The following is a 17,841-nucleotide window of genomic DNA, read 5'->3' as shown; positions in this document are numbered from 1 at the left end:
ACATGTCTGATCGCCGTATGGTTCGTCTCATGACGGTGACAGCGGCCGGTCCGCCCGACGTCCCGCACAGCGCCCTGGCCGACACCGTGCTGGAGCGGCTGACCACCGCCTTCGGCGCCGCGGCCGACCCCGCGCAAGCCGCGGTCATGCGGGCCTACATGAAGGACGTGGCCCCCTTCCTGGGCATCCCCGCACCGGAGCGCCGCGTCCTCACCCGCGCCGTGCTCGCGGGCACCCCGCGCCCCGACGAGACCGACTGCACCGCCGTCGCGCTGCGCTGCTGGCGGCTGCCCGAGCGCGAGTACCACTACTTCGCCGTCGACTTCCTGCGCCGCCATGCGGGCCGGCTGTCGTCCGGCTTCCTCCCGGTGGCACGCCGGCTCGTCAGCACGGTCCCCTGGTGGGACACCGTCGACCTGCTCGCCGTGCACGTCGTGGGCGCCCTCGTCGCGGCCGACCCCCGGCTCACCGCCGCCATGGACGCCTGGAGCGCCGACGCCGACCTGTGGGTCGTGCGCACCGCCCTGCTGCACCAGCTGCGCTACAAGGAGCGCACCGACGTCGACCGGCTCTTCGGGTACAGCCTGCGCCAGGGCGCGCACCCCGACTTCTTCGTGCGCAAGGCCATCGGCTGGTCCCTGCGCGAGTACGCCAGGACCGACCCGGACGCCGTACGGGGCTTCCTAGCGCGCGAACGGCACCGGTTCGCCCCGCTGACCGTGCGCGAGGCGCTGAGGAACATCGGCGACACCGGCGACCCCCGCGACACCGGGGACGGCGGCACCTGAGGGCGGCTCGGGCCCGCGGACCCGGTCACCGCACAATGGGACGGTGACCGAGTCCCTCCCCGTCAGCCGGACCACCGACTTCGGCGTCGCCAAGCTGATGCCCGACGTCGACCGCGAGCGGGCCTGGCTGCTCACCGTCGACGGGGCGCCGCAGTCGTACGTCGACCTCGACGAGCCCACCCACCTGGAGTTCGAGTACGCCCGGCGGCTCGGCCACGTGCTCGACCTGGCCGCCGAGGACGGCCGGCCGCTGGACGTGCTGCACCTCGGCGGGGGCGCCCTCACGCTGCCCCGCTACCTGGCGGCCACCCGGCCCGGCTCGCGGCAGGACGTGGTGGAGGCCGACCGGGGCCTGCTCGACCTGGTCGCCGAGCACCTGCCGCTGCCCCCGGACGCCGCGATCACCCTGCACACCGCCGACGCCCGGGCCTGGCTGGAGGCGGCCCCCGACGACAGCGCCGACGTCCTGGTCGCCGACGTCTTCGGCGGCTCCCGGGTGCCCGCCCACCTGACCTCGCTGGCCTACGCGCGCGAGGCCGAGCGGGTCCTGCGCGCCGACGGCGTCTACCTGGCGAACCTCGCCGACACGGCGCCCTTCGCCTTCCTGCGCTCCCAACTCGCCACGTTCGCGGCACTCTTCGAGGAGCTGGTGCTCGTCGCCGAGCCGGCGGTGCTGCGCGGACGGCGGTTCGGCAACGCGGTCCTCGTCGCCGCGCACCGCCCGTTCGACACGGCGGCACTGGCCCGCCGCACGGCCGCCGACGCCTTTCCGGCGCGGGTCGAACACGGGCTCGGCGTCCGGCGGTTCACCGGCGACGCGCGCCCCGTGACGGACGAGGACGCCGTGCCCTCACCCGTGCCGCCCGAGGGCGCCTTCGGCATCGGCTGAGGCATCGGCTGAGGCGCCGGCCGGGGGACCGGCGGCGGGACCGGCGGCGCCGTGGCCGGCGTCCGTGATCCCGCCGACGCCCACCGGAGCGCTCGGCGCACCCGCCGGAGACACCCGCTCGGTACGCCGCTGGAGGGTGCGTACGTCGGGTACGCACAGCACCGCCGCCGTGACCACGATCACCAGCGCCGAGCAGCCCCACAGGGACGTGCCGCGCCCGAACGCGCCCTCGGCCGGTCCGGCCAGCGCGGTGGCCAGCGGGACCAGGGCGACGGAGCCGAACCAGTCGTAGGCCGAGACCCGCGACAGCTTCTCCTCGGGGATCTCCTGGTGCAGGGCGGTCATCCAGGACACGCCGAACACCTCCAGGGTGACCCCGGTCAGGAACATCACCGTGCACAGCACGGTGACCGGCACCGGCACCGCCAGCGCGGCGGACGGCAGGGCCAGCGGGAACACGCCCAGCGTGCCCGCGAGCAGCAGGCGGCGCGGCTTCCAGCGCGTCATCAGCAGCGCGCCCGCGACCGTGCCCGCGCCGAAGAACCCGAGCGCGAGGCCCCAGGGACCCGGCCCGCCGAGGTGCTCGTCGGCCACCAAGGGGCCGTAGACGGCGTCGGCGGCGCCCACCACGGCGTTGGCGATCGAGAACTGCAGGACGACGCCCCACAGCCAGGGCCGGCCGCTGAACTCCCGCCAGCCCTCGCGCAGGTCGGTCAGCAGCCCGCCGCCCGGCACGCGCGCGGGGATGTGGCTCACGTCGAGGCCCGCACGCAGCGCCCCGGCGACGGCGAAGGCCACGGCGTCCGCCGCGAGGACCCAGCCCGGGCCGACCACGGCGACCAGCGCCCCGCCGAGGGCCGCCCCGCCGAGCCCCGCGCCCTGCATCGCCATCCGGAACACCGCGAACGCCCGCCCGGCGTGCTCGCCCTCGACCGAGGACAGCAGCATGCCCTCGGCGGCGGGACTGAAGAACGCCTGACCGGTGCCGCCGAGCGCGGCCAGCAGCATCATCTGCCACAGCCGCGGCTCACCGACCAGTACGAGGGCGGCGAACGCGCCCTGCGAGACACAGTTCAGCGCGTTGGCCGCGACCATCACCCGGTGCCGGGGGAGCCGGTCGGCGACCGCGCCGCCGATCAGCAGGAACAGCACCAACGGCAGGGTCCGCGCCGCGGCCACCAGACCGACGTCGCCGCCGTCGCCGCCCGCCTGGAGCACGGCGAAGGCGGCGGCGATGAGCGCCCCTTGGCTGCCGAGGCCGGTCACGAACGCCGCGGCGGTCAGCAGGCTGTAGTTGCGGCCCGCCCAGGCGGGTCCGCGCGGACGGCGGCGGGGATCGGCGGCTGTGGTCACCGGGCGACTATCGCCGCCCGGACCCCGATGTGCCAAACCGATGACACGTCATTTCCGCTGATCACACGGGATGGACCGGTCAGGCCCGCGCCGCGCCGCCGCCCGGGTCAGTTCTGCGTCGGCGTCCCGTGCAGCCGGACCGTGCTCAGGATCTTCATGATCGTCTCCTTGGGCACCTCGTCCTTGACGCCCTTGGCCGTGTACAGGTTCCAGGACACGTAGTCGCCGTTGGAGTTCTTGAAGCCGAAGGTGATCGCCTTGCCGTCGCTCGCGCACGTGCCCTTCTGGGGCGTGTTCGTCGACTGGGCCCAGGCGTAACTGCCCTGCACACCGGAGGCGGTCGTGAAGGGCGTGGCCTTCTTGTCGAAGCTCAAGCTCTTCTTGTCGGGCTGCGTGTAGCCGCCGAAGACCCACCAGGCGGGCGTGTTGATCGCGATCTCGTCGGTGCTCTTCGCGCCCTGCGCACCCTTGGTGCCGACCACGGCGAGCGCGGAGTCGTCGGTCTTGCCGTCCTTGTCGTCGTCCTCGGTGCACCACTTCGACTTGTACTTGGCGGTGCCGCCCATCAGGATCCGGCCGTAGCCGTCCTGCTCCTTCTTGTCCTCCCACTCGAAGCCGTAGCTCGTGCCGGGGTTCTGCACCTCCCAGTCGGCCGGCACGTCGAACGCGGTGCCCCACTTGGGGTTGACGACGACCTTCCAGCCCGCGACCGTCGGCTTCTCCGCCTCCCCGTTGCGCGGGTTGTCGCCGGAGCCGGTGGTGGCCGTGTCGCTCGGCCCGGCGCTCGCCGTGGCCGTCGGGGACGCGCTCCCGCCGCCCTTCGCCTCCGTGTCGTCGTCCTTGCCGCCCAGCACCAGGAAGGCGGTCACACCGGCGGCCACCACGACCGCGGTGGCGGCCACGATCGCCACCACCTTGGTGCGGTTGCCCCCGCCACCGCTCCCGCCGCCCGGCTGGGGCTGCGGTGCGAGCGGAACCGTCGGCGCGCCCCACTGCGGCTGCTGCGCATAGGGGTTGGGCTGCTGGAACCCGGGCTGCTGGTACGGATTGGGCTGCTGGTACCCCGGCTGCTGGTACGGGTTGTCCTGCCCCTGCGGGGTGTTCTGTGCCTGCGGGTTCGGCTCTCCCCCGGGCTGCTGCTGTCCTGGCCACATGGTGCAGCACCCTAGTGCCGCGCGGGAAACGAATGGGTCACGGCCCCTCGTCAGTGCGGTGGCAAGCGCGGGGAGATGCCGGCGCGCGTCTGGCGGGCGCGCGCTACTCGTGGGTAACATCGCGGTATGAGCGCAGACCAGATGTCCATCGGCGAGATGCTCGCCGCCACGGTGCCCATGGCCCGGACCCTGAACCTCGAGTTCCTGGAGACCGGGGCGGAGCGGGCCGTGGTCGCCCTGCCGGACCAGGGCGCCTTCCACAACCACGTGGGCGGCCCGCACGCCGGTGCGATGTTCACGCTCGGCGAGTCCGCGAGCGGCGCCATCGTCCTCGCCGCCTTCGGGGACCAGCTCGCGCGCGCGGTGCCGCTCGCCGTCCGCGCCGAGATCGCCTACAAGAAGCTCGCCATGGGCGCCGTCACCGCGACCGCCACGCTGGGCCGCCCGGCCGCCGAGGTCGTCGCCCAGCTCGACGCGGGCGAGCGGCCCGAGTTCCCCGTCGCGATCGAGATCCGCCGCGCCGACGGGGCGGTCACGGGGGAGATGACCGTGGTGTGGACCCTGCGCCCCAACGGCTGAGCGGACCAGCGGGGGTCGTGCGGTTCCCTGGCGCCCTCGCTTCCCGTCCCGGAGTGGTCAGCTCCGGGTCAGGGTGCGGCCGAGGAGGGGGAGCAGGCGGTCCCAGTGGAGCCGCAGCGCGGCCGGGTCGAAGGCATCGGTGTCGGACATGGTGAACCCGTGGACGGTGCCGGGGTAGATCTCGGAGGTGTAGCCGACACCCGCCGCGTCCAGGGCCTTGTCGAGCTCGCCGAGAGCCTCGGGTGTCACGTCGCTCTCCGCATGGCCGAAGTGGATCTCGGCAGTGATCCGGGAAAGGCTGCCGGGTCCGTCGGCTCCCACCGGGCCGTGGAACGCGGCGAGGGCGGCGATCCGGCCGGGGTGGGCCGCGGCGGTGCGCGTCGCCAGGAGGCCACCGATGCAGTAGCCGGTCACCGCGACCGGTCCTGCGCCGACCTCGGGCTGAGCGGTGAGGAACCTGAGGTAGGCGTCGGCGTCCCGCAGGACACGGTCGGCGGTGTGCGCCTCGATCAAGGGCATCAGCCGGGCGAGGACCGCGGGCCGTGCCTCTTCTCCGATGTGCTCGGGGAGTTCGGTCACCGGTGCCGGGCCGTGCCGGTAGAAGAGGTGGGGGACGAGCACGTAGTACCCGTGCCCGGCCAGCTCGCGGGCCATTTCCCGCAGTACGGGCCGGATGCCGAAGCCGTCCGTGTACATCAGCACCCCCGGGTGCTGCCCGTCGTGCTCGGGGAAGGCGGCGAAAGCGTCGGCCTGACCGTCCGCGGTGGGGATCTGCAGCGTCTTGGTGGGCATGGACCCTCCTGTCGTGGTTGATGTCTCGAGCTTGTGATCAACACGACGGAGGCGGAGCCCGCTCGGCAGCGCGGCACCCTCGACCGGACAGCGGGCCCGCACTGGCCCGTACGGCGCTCAGGAGGGCACCGGGTCACCGATCCGTGTGTGGCGCGAGGCCGTCCCGGTAGTCATGTCTGCAACATAGCCCACCCGGAGGAACCGCCGCGCAGCTGTTTCACGCCGCCAAGCGGTCGTCCTCCGGGGCCGTGGCCTCCAGTTCGGCCACGAACTGCCTGAGCCAGGCCCGGAACTGCGGTCCCAGGTCCTCGCGCGCGCAGGCCAGCCGGACCACCGTGCGCAGGTAGTCCGCCTTGTCGCCGGTGTCGTAGCGCAGGCCGTCGAAGACGACCCCGTGGACGGTGCCCGCGGCGGCCAGCTCCCCGAGGGCGTCGGTGAGTTGGATCTCGCCGCCGCGCCCGGGCGGGGTGCGCTCCAGGACGTCGAACACCGCCGGGTCGAGGACGTAGCGGCCGATGACGGCGTAGCGGCTCGGCGCCTGCGCGCGGGCCGGTTTCTCCACCAGCCCGGTGACGCGCACGATCCCGTCCTCGCCGGACGGCTCGACCGTCGCGCAGCCGTAGAGGTGGACCTGCTCCGGGGGCACCTCCATGAGCGCGACCACGCTGCCCCCGTACCGGCCGCGCACCTCCAGCATCCGGCTCAGCAGCGTCTCGCGCGGGTCGATGAGGTCGTCGCCGAGCAGCACCGCGAACGGCTGCTCGCCCACGTGGTGGCGCGCGCACAGCACGGCGTGCCCGAGGCCCAGCGGGTCGCCCTGCCGGATGTGGTGGATGTCGGCCAGCCGGGCCGGGTCGCGCACCGCGTCCAGCCGTACCGTGTCGCCCTTGGCCGCGAGCGCCTGCTCCAGTTCGAAGGCGTGGTCGAAGTGGTCCTCGATGGCCCGCTTGTGCCGGCCGGTGACCATGAGGATGTCGTCCAGGCCGGCCGCCGCGGCCTCCTCGACGACGTACTGGATGGCCGGCTTGTCGACGACCGGCAGCATCTCCTTCGGTGTCGCCTTGGTGGCGGGCAGGAAGCGGGTGCCCAGCCCGGCGGCCGGGACCACCGCCTTGCGAACCGTGGCGAGGGGCGCGGGCGGGAGAGTCGGGGAGGAGTGGGGGGCGATCATGCGGGCCATGCTGGCGCAGGCGCATGGGAGTGGCCCGGGAGCCGCCTCGGAGAACCCTGTGAAGAACGCTCGGGAAGCTCGGGAGGGGCCCCGAGAAGAGGAGGTTCTGTGTCCCGTTCCCCTTTGTGTGCGCACAAGTTGGCGCTCCTCTCCGGCCCTTTTTCGAAAGCCGGTGCGGATACCGCGGGTAACTCATCAGCAATTCCCGCGTCTTGAACGCGGGCCGTTCGAACTCCTTGTTTCCTGAGAGGCGCTTGTGCGAAGGTGAGCCACCCTCGGAAGGAAATAGTCCCCGTGTCCTCCCCCCACCCGCCCCCCCCCCCCCCCGCCCCGCCCGCCCTACCCCCCACGCCCGGGCCGGCCCCCGGGCGACTCCGACCGCGCGCTCGCCGCCGAGATCGCGGCAGGACGCCCCGCCCGGGCCGTCCCGCTGCTGCTCGCCCGGCACTGGCGCCCGGCCTACGACTACGCCGCCGTCTGTCTGGCCTCGGACGGCACCGCCGCGGAACTCGTCACCGCCACCGCCTTCCACCAGGTACTCGGCCGTCTGGAGCGCGGCCGGCCCGGAGGTGCGCTGCGGCCGCAGATCCTCGTGGCCGTCCGCGACACCGTCCGGGAATGGGCCGGCGCCGAGGGCGTTCCCGCGGCCCTGCCCGCGGTGGGCCGGACCACCGGCGGCCGCGGACTGCGTGCCGCGCGGGCCGGTACCCCGGAAAGGCGACAACTCGCCGAGCGCGCATTCCAGTCCCTTCCGCCCGCCGCGCAATGCCTGTTGTGGCACACGGAGGTGGAGGCCGAGCCGATATCCGTACCGGCCGGTCTGTCGGGCATCGACGGCATCACCGCGACCGCCGCTCTGGAACAGGCCCGCGAACAATTCCGCGCGCTCTGCGTCCGCGCCCACCGGGACCTCGCGCCGACCAGGGAATGCCGTTTCCACAATCGTCTCGTCGACATCCCCCTGCGACGCGGCGCCGGGCTCCTGCCGGATGTGCGGCGGCACCTCGCCGAGTGCCGTTATTGCCGGCACGCGGCCGAACAACTCAGCCACTTCGACGGCGCCCTGGACGTCCTGCTCGCCGAGACCGTGCTCGGCTGGGGCGCCCGCCGCTACCTCGACTCCCGCCCCGGCCGCGCCACGGCTCCCGGAGCCCGCCGACGCCGTACGGCCCCCCGGGCACCCCTCGGCCGGCACCGCAGCGCCCCGGCCGCACCGCGGGGCGCCACGGCCCGCGGTGGGAAGGGCGTGCTCCTGGGGGTCGGCCTGACCTCCCTCGCCCTGCTCGCCGCGTTCCTCGTGGGCCGCGGATGGGCCGACGACAGCGGTGTTCCCATGCCGGGGGCCACCTGGGGCGCACCCGTCGCCGGCACCACCGCCCCCGGGGGTTCCTCTGGGTACGGGCCCACCTCGGCCGACCCCGCGGGGCACCGCTCCGAGACCGCCCGCGGCAGGCTCCGCGTCCGGGGCGGCGGGCTGTGCCTGGACGTCGAGGACCGCCGGGTCCGGGCCGGCGCGCGGGTGGTCCTCGCGGACTGTTCGGGCGCCGCCTCGCAGCAGTGGTCGTACCGGAGTGACGGACTGCTGCGCAGCCTCGCCGCGCCCGCCCCGGGCCTCTGCCTGACCGCCGACCCCGTGCGCCGTGACGTGACGCTCGACGGGTGCGCGTCGCACGCGGGGGAGGTGTTCTACGACGTCACCGTGCGCGGCGAGCTGCTGCTGCGCCATGGGGACGGCCTGGTCGTCGTCCCGGCACCGGGCGGCTCGGGCCACGGGGTGGCCGTGAGGGAACGGGACGGCTCCGCACGGCAACGCTGGCAGTTCGACACGGCCCCCGCACCGACCGGTCCCGGCAACGGCCCGGCGGCGCCGCCCGCCCCCGGGCTCCCGTCCCGCAGCCCCACGCCCCCGCCCACCGGTGGCGCTCCCGTCCCGGCCCCGCGCAGCGCACCCCGCTCCGCGGCACCTCCCGCCGCGCCGCACCCCGCGGCCCCGCCGTCCCTCCGGCCGCCGACCGCGGTGCCCCCCTCGCCGTACGAGACGCGCGTCGACCAGGTCTCCTGCTGCGAGGACACCCCGGAGACCTCGCGGCCGGCCCCGGTGCCCGGCTCCGTGGTGCGCGGCTCCGTGGTGCCGGGAGCCGCGGGTGCTGTGCTGGAACCGGTGCTCGGCCTCGGGCAGCGCTCGGCATCCGGCGTGGCACCACGTCTGGCGCCCGGTCCGGAACACACAGGGCGCGGCGGACGTTGACGCTCGGGGCGGCGAAGGCCGTGGCCGGGCCCGTGGGCCGGTCCAGCGCGACCCGGTAGGCTGCCCGGGGGCGTCGTCCGGGGGCACGGCGGCCCACGTCGGCACCACGCACAGCGCAGGGAAACGGGAGGAACCGGGTGCACGTCCAGGAGTGGCTCGACACGGTGCCCGCGGTCGCCGTCTACGCGGTGGTGGGGCTGGTCATCGGCCTGGAGAGCCTGGGCATCCCGCTGCCGGGCGAGATCATCCTGGTGTCCGCCGCCCTGATGGCCTCCCAGCACGGCGGCATCAACCCGGTGATCCTCGGCACGTGCGCCACCGTGGGTGCCGTGGTCGGCGACTCCATCGGCTACGCCATCGGACGCAAGGGCGGCCGGCCCCTGCTGGCCTGGCTGGGACGGAAGTTCCCACGGCACTTCAGCGAGGGACACGTCGCCACCGCCGAGCGGTCCTTCGAGAAGTGGGGCATGTGGGCCGTCTTCTTCGGCCGGTTCATCGCCCTGCTGCGCATCTTCGCGGGCCCGCTCGCGGGCGTCCTGCACATGCCGTACTGGAAGTTCCTCATCGCCAACGTGCTGGGCGGCATCGTCTGGGCCGGCGGTACGACGGCGGTCATCTACTCCGTGGGCGTCGTCGCCGAGTCCTGGCTGAAGCGCTTCTCGTGGCTGGGCCTGGTGCTCGCCGTGCTGATCGGTGTGACGTCCATGCTGGTGATCAAGCGCAAGGCGAAGAAGGCCCAGGCGACGGCGGTGGCCGAGCGGTCGGCCGAGCCCGAGCCGGTCACCGCGGGCGACTGACGAGCGCGTCGGACCGGCCGCTGCCGGGCCGGCCGTCCCCGAGCCCGCCGCCGTCTCCCGGCCGACCCCCTCCTGGCCGCTCGTCCGCCGGTCGGTCGTTCGCCGGTCGGCCGCCCCGCCCGGTCTCCTAGGCGTGGACCTCCCTGTGGGCCTTCGCCAGCTCCGCGTACATCGTGCCGTTCAGGGTCACGCCCTGACGCTCTTCCTCGGTCAGCTCCCGCTTGACCTTCGCGGGCACGCCCGCGACCAGGGACCCCGGCGGCACCCGCATGCCCTGCGGCACCAGCGCCTGGGCCGCGACCAGCGAACCGGCGCCGATCACCGCGCCGTTCAGGACGGTCGCGCCCATGCCGACGAGGCAGTCGTCCTCCACGGTCGCCCCGTGCACCACGGCGTTGTGCCCGACCGACACGCGCTCCCCGACGGTCACCGGGAACCCGGGGTCGGCGTGCAGGGTGCAGTTGTCCTGGATGTTGCTGTGCGCGCCGACGGAGATGCGCTCGACGTCGCCGCGCAGGACGGCGCCGTACCAGACGCTCGCCCCCGCCCCGAGCGTCACGTCCCCGATCACCGTGGACCCCGGTGCCACGAACGCCTCCGGGTCGATATTCGGCTCCCGGCCCGCGATGCCCTTGATCAGCGGCTGGTCCGTCATCGTCGCCTCCTGCTGCTCGTCCTCCCCGGCACCGTAACCCACCCGGTGGGGTGAAGATCACAGGCCCTCGGCCCGGTGGCGCCCGTACCCGCTGAGTACCGTGAGGTCGTGCCGAAGCAGAACACGTTCTCATCCTGGCGGGGCCGCCTCGCGCAGCGCGCCGTCCACGGCGCCTGGGCCTGGGTGCAGCGCACCGGCTCGGTCACGGCCGAGCGGCCCGGCCGCTTCCGCTTCGGCTCCCTGGGCACCGGCACGCGCCTGGCGTTCCCGCTGGGCACCGTCTTCGGCGAACCGTGGATCCACCTGGGCGCCCACTGCATCGTCGGCGAGCAGGTCACCCTCACGGCTGGGCTGATGCCCGACCTGGACCTCGGCCCGGACCCGATCCTGCGCATCGGCGACGGGGTCGTCCTCGGCCGCGGCAGCCACGTCATCGCGGACACCACGGTCACCATCGGCAGCGACTGCTACTTCGGGCCGTACGTCTACGTCACGTCCACCAACCACTCCTACGACGACCCCCACCAGCCCATCGGCAAGCAGTGGCCGCGCATGGAGCCGGTGGAGATCGGGTCCGGCTGCTGGATCGGCACCGGCGCGGTGATCCTGCCGGGCGCGCGGATCGGACGGAACGTGGTGGTCGCCGCGGGCGCGGTGGTACGCGGTGAGGTCCCCGACCACGCGGTGGTGGCGGGCGCCCCCGCCAAGGTCGTACGGCGCTGGACGCCGGCCGACGGCTGGCAGCCGCCGTTGCGCACGCCCGCGCCGGTGCCGATCCCGGACGGCGTCACGCCCGAGCAGCTCGTCGCCCTCTCCGACCTCGACGACCAGACGGTGGCCCGGCTCGCGGAGCTGGACGCGGGCGAGAACGGGGTCGCCGTCGAGGTCCAGGAGGGGACGGGCGCCCGTACGCGGTCGCTCGGCCCGGCCGCACCGGGCGCAGGGGAGCCCGCGGCGAGGCTGGCGGCACTGGACGGCGACGGCTGAGCGGACGGCCGGCGGGCCGGCCCCCGCCGGGGCGACGCCTCGAGCTTGTCGGCCGCCTCGGTCTCGCGGTCGATGCGGTCGATCAGGGCGGCCGGCGGACCCGTCTTCGCCAAGGGCCGGGTGACTTCAGGGGAGCGCTGCCCGGACCGCCCCCGGCAGATGGAGACCCAGGCGCCGTGGGCGCCGTTCGGCGTCAGCCCGTCGCCAGCAGCACCGTCCCGACCAGGGCGAGGCCCGCGCCCGCTGCCTGTATCGCGCGCAGGCGCTCCCGCAGGAACCCGCGGGCGGCCAGCGCGGTCACCACCGGGTAGAGCGAGGCGAGCACCGCGGCCACGGTGACCGGGCCGTGCTGGGCGGCGACCGTGTAGGTGCCGTTCGCCGCCACGTCGGCCAGGCCCACGAAGGCGAGCGCCGGCAACGAGGCCCAGGGGAATCCCCCGTCGGGGAACGCGGACGCCCCGCGCCGCACGCTCACGGACAGCGCGGCGCCGCCCACCGCCACGCTCACCAGGCGCTGCACGCACAGGGCCAGGAAGAGACCGGTGACGGACGTCGACGCCTCGGCGATCAGGACGAACACCGTGCCGAAGCCGAGCGCGGCGACCAGCGTGAGCAGCACGGCCGTGCGCTGCACCGCCGCCCCGCGCAGCTGCGGCCCGCCCGCCAGGGCGACGCCCGCCACGGCCACCGCGATGCCCGCGACCTGGACCAGTCCCGGACGCTCGCCCAGGAACAGTCCGACGGACACCGGCACGGCCACGCTCAGGGTGGCCAGCGGGGAGACCACGCCCATCGGGCCGAGTGCGAGCGCCTTGTAGAAGGAGAGCAGTGCGACCGGTCCGGCCAGGCCCGCCGCCACCGCGAACCACAGCCGCGGGCCGGCCTCGCTCCAGCCGCCCGTGGCGACCACGATCGCGCCGAGCACGACGGCCGCGGCGCCCTGGGAGAGCACGACGACCGTCAGCGCGGGGAAGCGCCGGGTCAGCAGCCCGCCGCCGAAGTCGGCCAGACCCCAGAGCAGGCTGGTGGCCAGGGCGAAGAATGCTGTCACCGCTCGCCTCGCAGTACAGTTCGGTGCACGATCAGGTGCACCACACGGTAGTGCAGAGTGGTGAACTCTGTCATCCAGAATATTGAACTCCGGAATGGGATGAATCGTGTCGGACCTCGACCTGCTGACCCAGTCGCTGGCGCGCAACGTCAAGCACTGGCGCGCGGTGCGCGGCTTCACCCTGGACGTGCTGGCCGCGCGGGCCGGGGTCAGCCGCGGCATGCTCATCCAGATCGAGCAGGCCCGCACCAACCCGAGCCTCGGCACCGTCGTCAAGATCGGTGACGCGCTCGGCGTCAGCATCACCACGCTGCTCGACTACGAGCAGGGCCCGAAGGTCCGCGTCGTCCCCGCCGACCAGGCCGTACGGCTGTGGCACACCGACGCCGGCAGCTACAACCTGCTGCTCGCCGGCACCGAGGCCCCCGGCCCGCTGGAGATGTGGGAGTGGCGGCTGATGCCCGGCGAGGGCAGCTCCTCCGACCCGCACCCCACCGGCACGGCCGAGCTGGTGCACGTGATCGAGGGAGAGCTGACGCTGACGGTGGACGGCATCGAGTACCGCGTCCCGGCGGGCGCGACCGCCTCCTTCGAGGCCAACACCACTCACACCTACGGCAACACCGGCGACGTGCCGATGGTGATGGTCATGGCCGTCTCCGTCCCGCCCGTTCCCTGAGGCCGGCCCCGCTTCCGGCCTTCGAGACGTCCGTCCGGCCGCCCCGGAACGGCTGTTAACGTGCGCCCATGCGTGCACCGATCGGAGACTTCGACACCGCCACTCCCGCTCCCGACTGCCTCGACGAGCTGACCGCCCCGGTCGCCGACGCCGTGCGCCGCTGGAGCGGCAGCGTCCCCGTCGAGCAGATCCTCTACGTGGAGACCGACCCCCAGTGGGCCGACACGGCCGTCTTCGTGGAGCACTACGGGCGCGAGCTGCTGGAGCAGTCCGCGAACTGCGTCGTCGTCGTCGGCAAGCGCGGCGGCGAGAGTACGCTCGCCGCCTGTCTGGCCCTCTCCACCACACGGGTCGACGTCAACGGCGTGGTGCGCCGCCACCTCGGCGCCCGCAAGGCGTCGTTCGCGCCCATCGACGTGGCCACCGGCGGGAGCGGCATGGAGTACGGCGGCATCACGCCCGTCGGACTGCCTGAGTCGTGGCCCCTGTTGGTGGACTCCGCCGTCGTCGACCTGCCGTGGGTACTGGTCGGCAGCGGACGCCGCCGCGGCAAGCTGCTCGTCCCGGGCAAGGTCCTCGCCGCGCTGCCCGGCGCGGTGGTGCTGGACGGACTGGGCACGCCGGTCTGACGGTCCGGCCTCCGGTGTCGTGCGATGTCGTCCGTCCCCCGATGCCGTTTGCCGTCCGTTGTCGTCAGTCGTCCGGTGTCGTCCGCCGTCCGATTGCCGTCCGTTTGCCGCCCGATGTCGCGTCCGTCGTCCGGTGTCGTCCTAGGGGGTGTCTCGTCGATCAGGCCGGATCAGGGAGCGGCGTCTGGTGCCGTGCATCGCAAGGCGGAGGAGGGAGTCGATGCGGAGCATCGGGGACCGACGACAACGCGGCGAGGTGCGGTGCCAGACGCCGCGAGCCCGGCCTGATCGACGAGACACCCCTAGGCCGTGAGGTGGTGCGCCAGGGCGAGGTGAGGGTCCCCCTCGCCCGGCACCGGCGCGGGGTCGGCGTGCACCAGGGCGGCCGTCAGGCGCGGTACGGCGTGCAACAGGGCGTGTTCGGCGTCGACGGCGACCGCGTGGGCCTGACGCACCGTCACCTCGCCGTCCACCACGACCGCCACCTCGGCGCGCAGCCGGTGCCCGATCCAGCGCAGCCGCAGCTCGGCCACCTCCCGTACCCCGGGGACCTCCCGCAGGGCCTGCTCGGCGCGCTCCGTGAGCGCCGGGTCCACCGCGTCCATCACCCGCCGGAACACCTCGCGTGCCGCGTCCCGCAGCACCAGGGCGATCGCCGCCGTGATCGCCAACCCGACCAGCGGGTCGGCGAGTTGCCAGCCGAGCGCCGAGCCGCCCGCGCCCACCAGCACCGCGAGCGAGGTGAACCCGTCGGTGCGGGCGTGCAGTCCGTCCGCGACCAGCGCCGCCGAACCGATCTCCCGGCCCACCCGGATCCGGTGCCGGGCCACCCACTCGTTGCCCGCGAAGCCGACCAGCGCGGCCACCGCGACGGCCCCGACGTGCGCCACCGGGCGCGGGTCGAGGAGCCGTTCGACGGCCGTCCACCCGGCGAAGAGCGCCGACGCGGCGATCGTCAGCACGATCACGATCCCGGCCAGGTCCTCGGCCCGCCCGTAGCCGTAGGTGAAGCGGCGGGTGGCCGCGCGCCGGCCCAGCACGAACGCGATGCCCAGCGGTACGGCGGTCAGCGCGTCCGCCGCGTTGTGCACCGTGTCGCCGAGCAGCGCCACCGACCCGGACACCGCCACGACCGCGGCCTGCGCCAGCGCGGTCACGCCCAGCACGGCCAGCGACACCCACAGGGCGCGCATCCCGCGGGCCGAGGACTCCAGCGCGGGATCGACCTTGTCGGCCGTCTCGTGGGAGTGCGGGGTGAGCAGGTGCCGGAGGCGGTGGAGCAGGCCCGGGGACGAGGAGGGGTGGTGCTGGTGCGCGCCGTGGTGGTGCGGCCCGGGGTCGTGCGGCGCGTGGTGGTGTCCGCCGTCGCCGTGGTGCGGGTGGCCATGACCCCGGCCGTGACTCCCGCCGTGGCCGTCCTCTGGGCCGTCCCCGTGGCCGTCTCCGTGGCGATGGGTGGGGTGCTCGCTCACGTCCGTCCCCTTCCGGTGCGCGCGGTGGTGGCCGGCTTCCCGTCCACGGCGCCATTATGTGCGTATGAGCGCACGCACGCACCCGTCATCCGCGCACGAAGGGCATCCGCCCGCCCCCGGGGAGGAGCACTTCGCCCTCGCCGCCGAGATCCTCGCCCTGCTCGGCGACCGCACCCGCCTCACCCTGCTGCACGCCCTGACCGCCGGCGAGGCCGACGTCACGACGCTCACGGAGGTGTGCGGGGCGGCCCGGCCCGCGGTCAGCCAGCACCTGGCCCGGCTCCGGCTCGCGGGCCTGGTGAGCACGCGCAAGGAGGGCCGCCGCGTGGTGTACGCCCTGCGCGACGGACACCTGCGCAGGCTGGTCGACGAGGCACTGAACGTCGCCGACCACCGGCTCGGCGACCGCCCGGTGCACGACTAGGGCCTGTCGTTCGGATCAGTCCGGCCCGGCCCACGGCGCCTTGTCGCCGACCCGAGCGGGGTCTGGTGCGGGCAGTTGCAAGGCGGAGGAGGGCGGCGACGCGGAGCGTCGCCAACTGACGACAACGCCGCAGATGCGCGTGCCGGACCCCGCGACGCCGGAATGATCCAAACGACAGGCCCTGGGGCGGAACGTGCTCAGCCCAGCCGGGGGATCTCGATCGCCGGGCAGCGGTTCATGACCATGTCCAGGCCGGCGGCACGGGTGCGCTCGTACGCCTCCTCGTCCACGACGCCGAGCTGGAACCAGACCCCCTTCGCGCCCTTGGCGACCGCCTCGTCCGCGACGGCCCCGGCCAGCTCGCTGTTGACGAACACGTCGACGACGTCCACGTCGAACGGGATGTCGGCCAGGGAGGCGTACCCCTGCTCGCCGTGGACCGGCTCGGCCTTGGGGTGCACGGGCACGACCCGCTTGCCGTAGCGCCGGAGCACCTCGGCCACGCCGTAGGCGGCCCGGGAGCGGTTGGTGGACAGGCCGACCACGGCCCAGGTGTCGCCGAGTTCGGTGAGGATCTTGCGGACCGTCGCGTCGTCGTCGCGGTGCACGGCCGGCCTCCTGTCGTTCGTCGGGCCACGGGCCCGCGGTGAGCGGCCCGTGGGGGAAGGGAACTCTTCGCCCCTACCCGCTCAACCGTGCCCGAGCGGCCCTGATTCCGTCGGCCCGGGCCTGTGCACGTGTCCGGAATGCACGCCGCCCACCTGCGCGGCGGCGCCCGCGCGCCTACGCTCGGGCCGTGCTCCGCATCACTGACGCCCGCACCGGCCACCCCGTCCCCGCCGCGCCCGTCCGCCGTGGCCTGACCCGCGTCGAGGTCCACGCCCCGGCCCACGGCACCGGCGCGCTGCGCGTGCTGCTCGTCGCCGACGTGCTCGTCCGGGCGCTGGAGCTCGACGGCACACCCGTGTGGACGCTGCTCACGGGGGACCACGAGCGGGCCGACCTGCGCGCCGCCGCGGCCCTCGGCATCCGCCCCTTCGAGGACACCGGGGGCGGCGCAGCAGGCCTCGGCGGGGCGCAGGCCCTGCACGTGGCACCGGCCGGGGCGGATGTACCGGACGGGGTGCTGGTGGAGGTGGCCGACGTCGACGCACAGGACGCGGTGCCGATGGAGGGCGCCGGTCCGGACCCCGCCGCCCTGCGGCTCGCCCTGCTGTCCGAGCGCCGTGACGTGCCCGTCCGGCTCGACGCGGCGGCCCTGGGCGAGGCCGGCGACACCCTCGGGCGCTGGCGGCGGACGGTGGCCGACTGGGCACGGCTGCCCTCGCGGCCGGTCCCCGAAGCGCTGCGCGTCCGGCTGCGCGCGGCCTGGGAGGACGACCTGGACGTGCCGCAGGTGCTGCGCGTCCTGCGCGAGGTCGAGGACGACCCGGATCTGCCGCCGGGCGCCCGCTTCGAGACGTACGCCTACGCCGACCGCCTCCTGGGGCTCGAACTCACCCGGGAGATCGGCACGCACGCGTGAGGAACCCGGCACGCGCGCGTGAGGGATGCGACACCCTGGGGGACGCGACACGCGTCAGGGAGGTGGGCGCACATGACCGGTGACCCGAGCGACGGGCCCCTGCGGCGGCTGGTCGTGCTGCGGCACGCCAAGTCGGCCTGGCCCGAGGGCGTGCCCGACCACGAGCGGCCGCTCGCCCCCCGGGGACGGCGCGACGCCCCCGCCGCGGGACGCGCCCTGGCCGACGCCGGCTGCCTCCCGGACCTCGCCCTGTGCTCCACCGCGCTGCGGGCCCGCACGACGTGGGAGCTGGCCTCGGCGCAGTGGGGCGGCCCGCCGCCGGTCCGCTACGACGAACGCCTGTACGGGGCCGGCGTCCCCGCGCTGCTGCGGGTGGTGCACGAGACCCCGCCGGAGGTGGCGACCCTGCTCCTGGTCGGCCACAACCCGGGCCTGGAGGACCTGGTCCACGCCCTCGCCGGTGACGCCCTCGACGACACGCTGCCCAGGATCCGCGCCGAGTTCCCCACCTCGGCCCTCGCGGTGCTGACCCGGCCCGCCCCCACCTGGCGGTCCCTGGCCCCGGGCACGGCCCTGCTGACCTGGACGGCCGTGCCGCGCGGCAGGAAGGGCGCGGCGGGGGAGGGCGGGGGCACCGCATAGGCTGGC

The 17,841-nt window shown here is 74.6% G+C and carries 19 protein-coding genes; 11 read left to right on the top strand and 8 right to left on the bottom strand.

Going from position 1 to position 17,841, the window contains the following annotated elements; all coding sequences use genetic code 11:
* Window positions 1-29 precede the first annotated feature (29 nt).
* Window positions 30-788, top strand: a complete 759-nt coding sequence (locus tag E4U91_RS05520) for a DNA alkylation repair protein (RefSeq protein ID WP_137305705.1) — start codon at window positions 30-32, stop codon at window positions 786-788.
* Between the two features lie 43 nt (window positions 789-831).
* The gene (locus E4U91_RS05515; RefSeq protein WP_137305703.1) at window positions 832-1,677 is read left to right on the top strand and encodes a spermidine synthase; all 846 of its coding nucleotides are present in this window, start codon (window positions 832-834) and stop codon (window positions 1,675-1,677) included.
* Here E4U91_RS05515 and E4U91_RS05510 read toward each other — a convergent pair.
* On the bottom strand, window positions 1,639-3,030 hold the full coding sequence (locus tag E4U91_RS05510) for an MFS transporter (RefSeq protein WP_137305701.1): 1,392 nt from the start codon (window positions 3,028-3,030) through the stop codon (window positions 1,639-1,641). The two genes, E4U91_RS05515 and E4U91_RS05510, sit on opposite strands and share 39 nt — an antisense overlap.
* Window positions 3,031-3,137: 107 nt before the next feature.
* Complete coding sequence (locus tag E4U91_RS05505; protein ID WP_137305699.1) at window positions 3,138-4,184, bottom strand: DUF8017 domain-containing protein; 1,047 nt, start codon at window positions 4,182-4,184, stop codon at window positions 3,138-3,140.
* Window positions 4,185-4,325: 141 nt separating this feature from the next.
* On the opposite strand from E4U91_RS05505, the gene E4U91_RS05500 reads away from it, so the two are divergent.
* A complete protein-coding gene (locus E4U91_RS05500) occupies window positions 4,326-4,763 on the top strand; it encodes a DUF4442 domain-containing protein (RefSeq protein ID WP_137310677.1) in 438 nt (145 codons plus the stop codon).
* Window positions 4,764-4,820: 57 nt separating this feature from the next.
* Here E4U91_RS05500 and E4U91_RS05495 read toward each other — a convergent pair whose 3' ends face one another.
* Window positions 4,821-5,555: a dienelactone hydrolase family protein gene (locus tag E4U91_RS05495; RefSeq protein ID WP_137305697.1), complete on the bottom strand. Its 735-nt coding sequence runs from the start codon at window positions 5,553-5,555 to the stop codon at window positions 4,821-4,823.
* Between the two features lie 217 nt (window positions 5,556-5,772).
* The gene (galU, locus tag E4U91_RS05490; protein WP_137305695.1) at window positions 5,773-6,726 is read right to left on the bottom strand and encodes a UTP--glucose-1-phosphate uridylyltransferase GalU; all 954 of its coding nucleotides are present in this window, start codon (window positions 6,724-6,726) and stop codon (window positions 5,773-5,775) included.
* Window positions 6,727-7,318: 592 nt separating this feature from the next.
* Here galU and E4U91_RS05485 point away from each other — a divergent pair.
* Both E4U91_RS05485 and E4U91_RS05480 read left to right on the top strand, forming a co-directional pair.
* The gene (locus E4U91_RS05485; RefSeq protein ID WP_241678512.1) at window positions 7,319-8,974 is read left to right on the top strand and encodes an RICIN domain-containing protein; all 1,656 of its coding nucleotides are present in this window, start codon (window positions 7,319-7,321) and stop codon (window positions 8,972-8,974) included.
* A 137-nt stretch (window positions 8,975-9,111) separates the two neighbouring features.
* Window positions 9,112-9,771 carry a DedA family protein gene (locus E4U91_RS05480; protein WP_137305692.1) on the top strand — a complete coding sequence of 220 codons (660 nt, stop codon included), beginning with the start codon at window positions 9,112-9,114 and terminating at the stop codon, window positions 9,769-9,771.
* A 127-nt stretch (window positions 9,772-9,898) separates the two neighbouring features.
* Here the strand turns inward: E4U91_RS05480 and E4U91_RS05475 are convergent, their stop codons facing one another.
* Window positions 9,899-10,426 (bottom strand): gamma carbonic anhydrase family protein, encoded by a 528-nt coding sequence (locus tag E4U91_RS05475; protein WP_137305690.1) that lies wholly within the window; start codon window positions 10,424-10,426, stop codon window positions 9,899-9,901.
* Window positions 10,427-10,534: 108 nt separating this feature from the next.
* On the opposite strand from E4U91_RS05475, the gene E4U91_RS05470 reads away from it, so the two are divergent.
* Window positions 10,535-11,413, top strand: a complete 879-nt coding sequence (locus tag E4U91_RS05470) for an acyltransferase (protein WP_241678511.1) — start codon at window positions 10,535-10,537, stop codon at window positions 11,411-11,413.
* A 193-nt stretch (window positions 11,414-11,606) separates the two neighbouring features.
* Here the strand turns inward: E4U91_RS05470 and E4U91_RS05465 are convergent, their stop codons facing one another.
* Window positions 11,607-12,464, bottom strand: a complete 858-nt coding sequence (locus E4U91_RS05465; RefSeq protein ID WP_137305688.1) for a DMT family transporter — start codon at window positions 12,462-12,464, stop codon at window positions 11,607-11,609.
* Window positions 12,465-12,570: 106 nt separating this feature from the next.
* Here E4U91_RS05465 and E4U91_RS05460 point away from each other — a divergent pair, with 106 nt between their 5' ends.
* Together E4U91_RS05460 and E4U91_RS05455 are read left to right on the top strand one after the other, a co-directional pair.
* Complete coding sequence (locus tag E4U91_RS05460) at window positions 12,571-13,143, top strand: helix-turn-helix domain-containing protein (protein ID WP_137305686.1); 573 nt, start codon at window positions 12,571-12,573, stop codon at window positions 13,141-13,143.
* Between the two features lie 68 nt (window positions 13,144-13,211).
* Complete coding sequence (locus E4U91_RS05455; RefSeq protein ID WP_137305685.1) at window positions 13,212-13,772, top strand: YbaK/EbsC family protein; 561 nt, start codon at window positions 13,212-13,214, stop codon at window positions 13,770-13,772.
* Between the two features lie 302 nt (window positions 13,773-14,074).
* On the opposite strand, the gene E4U91_RS05450 is transcribed toward E4U91_RS05455, so the two are convergent.
* On the bottom strand, window positions 14,075-15,244 hold the full coding sequence (locus tag E4U91_RS05450) for a cation diffusion facilitator family transporter (protein WP_422070887.1): 1,170 nt from the start codon (window positions 15,242-15,244) through the stop codon (window positions 14,075-14,077).
* Window positions 15,245-15,308: 64 nt separating this feature from the next.
* Here E4U91_RS05450 and E4U91_RS05445 point away from each other — a divergent pair, with 64 nt between their 5' ends.
* On the top strand, window positions 15,309-15,668 hold the full coding sequence (locus E4U91_RS05445) for an ArsR/SmtB family transcription factor (RefSeq protein WP_137305684.1): 360 nt from the start codon (window positions 15,309-15,311) through the stop codon (window positions 15,666-15,668).
* Window positions 15,669-15,865: 197 nt separating this feature from the next.
* Here the strand turns inward: E4U91_RS05445 and E4U91_RS05440 are convergent, their stop codons facing one another.
* On the bottom strand, window positions 15,866-16,276 hold the full coding sequence (locus tag E4U91_RS05440; protein WP_137305683.1) for a CoA-binding protein: 411 nt from the start codon (window positions 16,274-16,276) through the stop codon (window positions 15,866-15,868).
* 188 nt (window positions 16,277-16,464) lie between these two features.
* Here E4U91_RS05440 and E4U91_RS05435 point away from each other — a divergent pair, with 188 nt between their 5' ends.
* Both E4U91_RS05435 and E4U91_RS05430 read left to right on the top strand, forming a co-directional pair.
* Entirely contained in the window at window positions 16,465-17,193 is a 729-nt protein-coding gene (locus E4U91_RS05435; protein WP_137305682.1) for a hypothetical protein, read from the top strand.
* A 72-nt stretch (window positions 17,194-17,265) separates the two neighbouring features.
* Window positions 17,266-17,835 (top strand): SixA phosphatase family protein, encoded by a 570-nt coding sequence (locus E4U91_RS05430; RefSeq protein ID WP_137305681.1) that lies wholly within the window; start codon window positions 17,266-17,268, stop codon window positions 17,833-17,835.
* The last annotated feature ends 6 nt before the right edge of the window (window positions 17,836-17,841 follow it).

Source organism: Streptomyces lasalocidi, assembly GCF_005280215.1.
In the GTDB taxonomy this organism is placed as follows: Bacteria; Actinomycetota; Actinomycetes; order Streptomycetales; family Streptomycetaceae; genus Streptomyces; species Streptomyces longwoodensis.
This window is presented reverse-complemented; position numbering and strand designations above follow the sequence as displayed.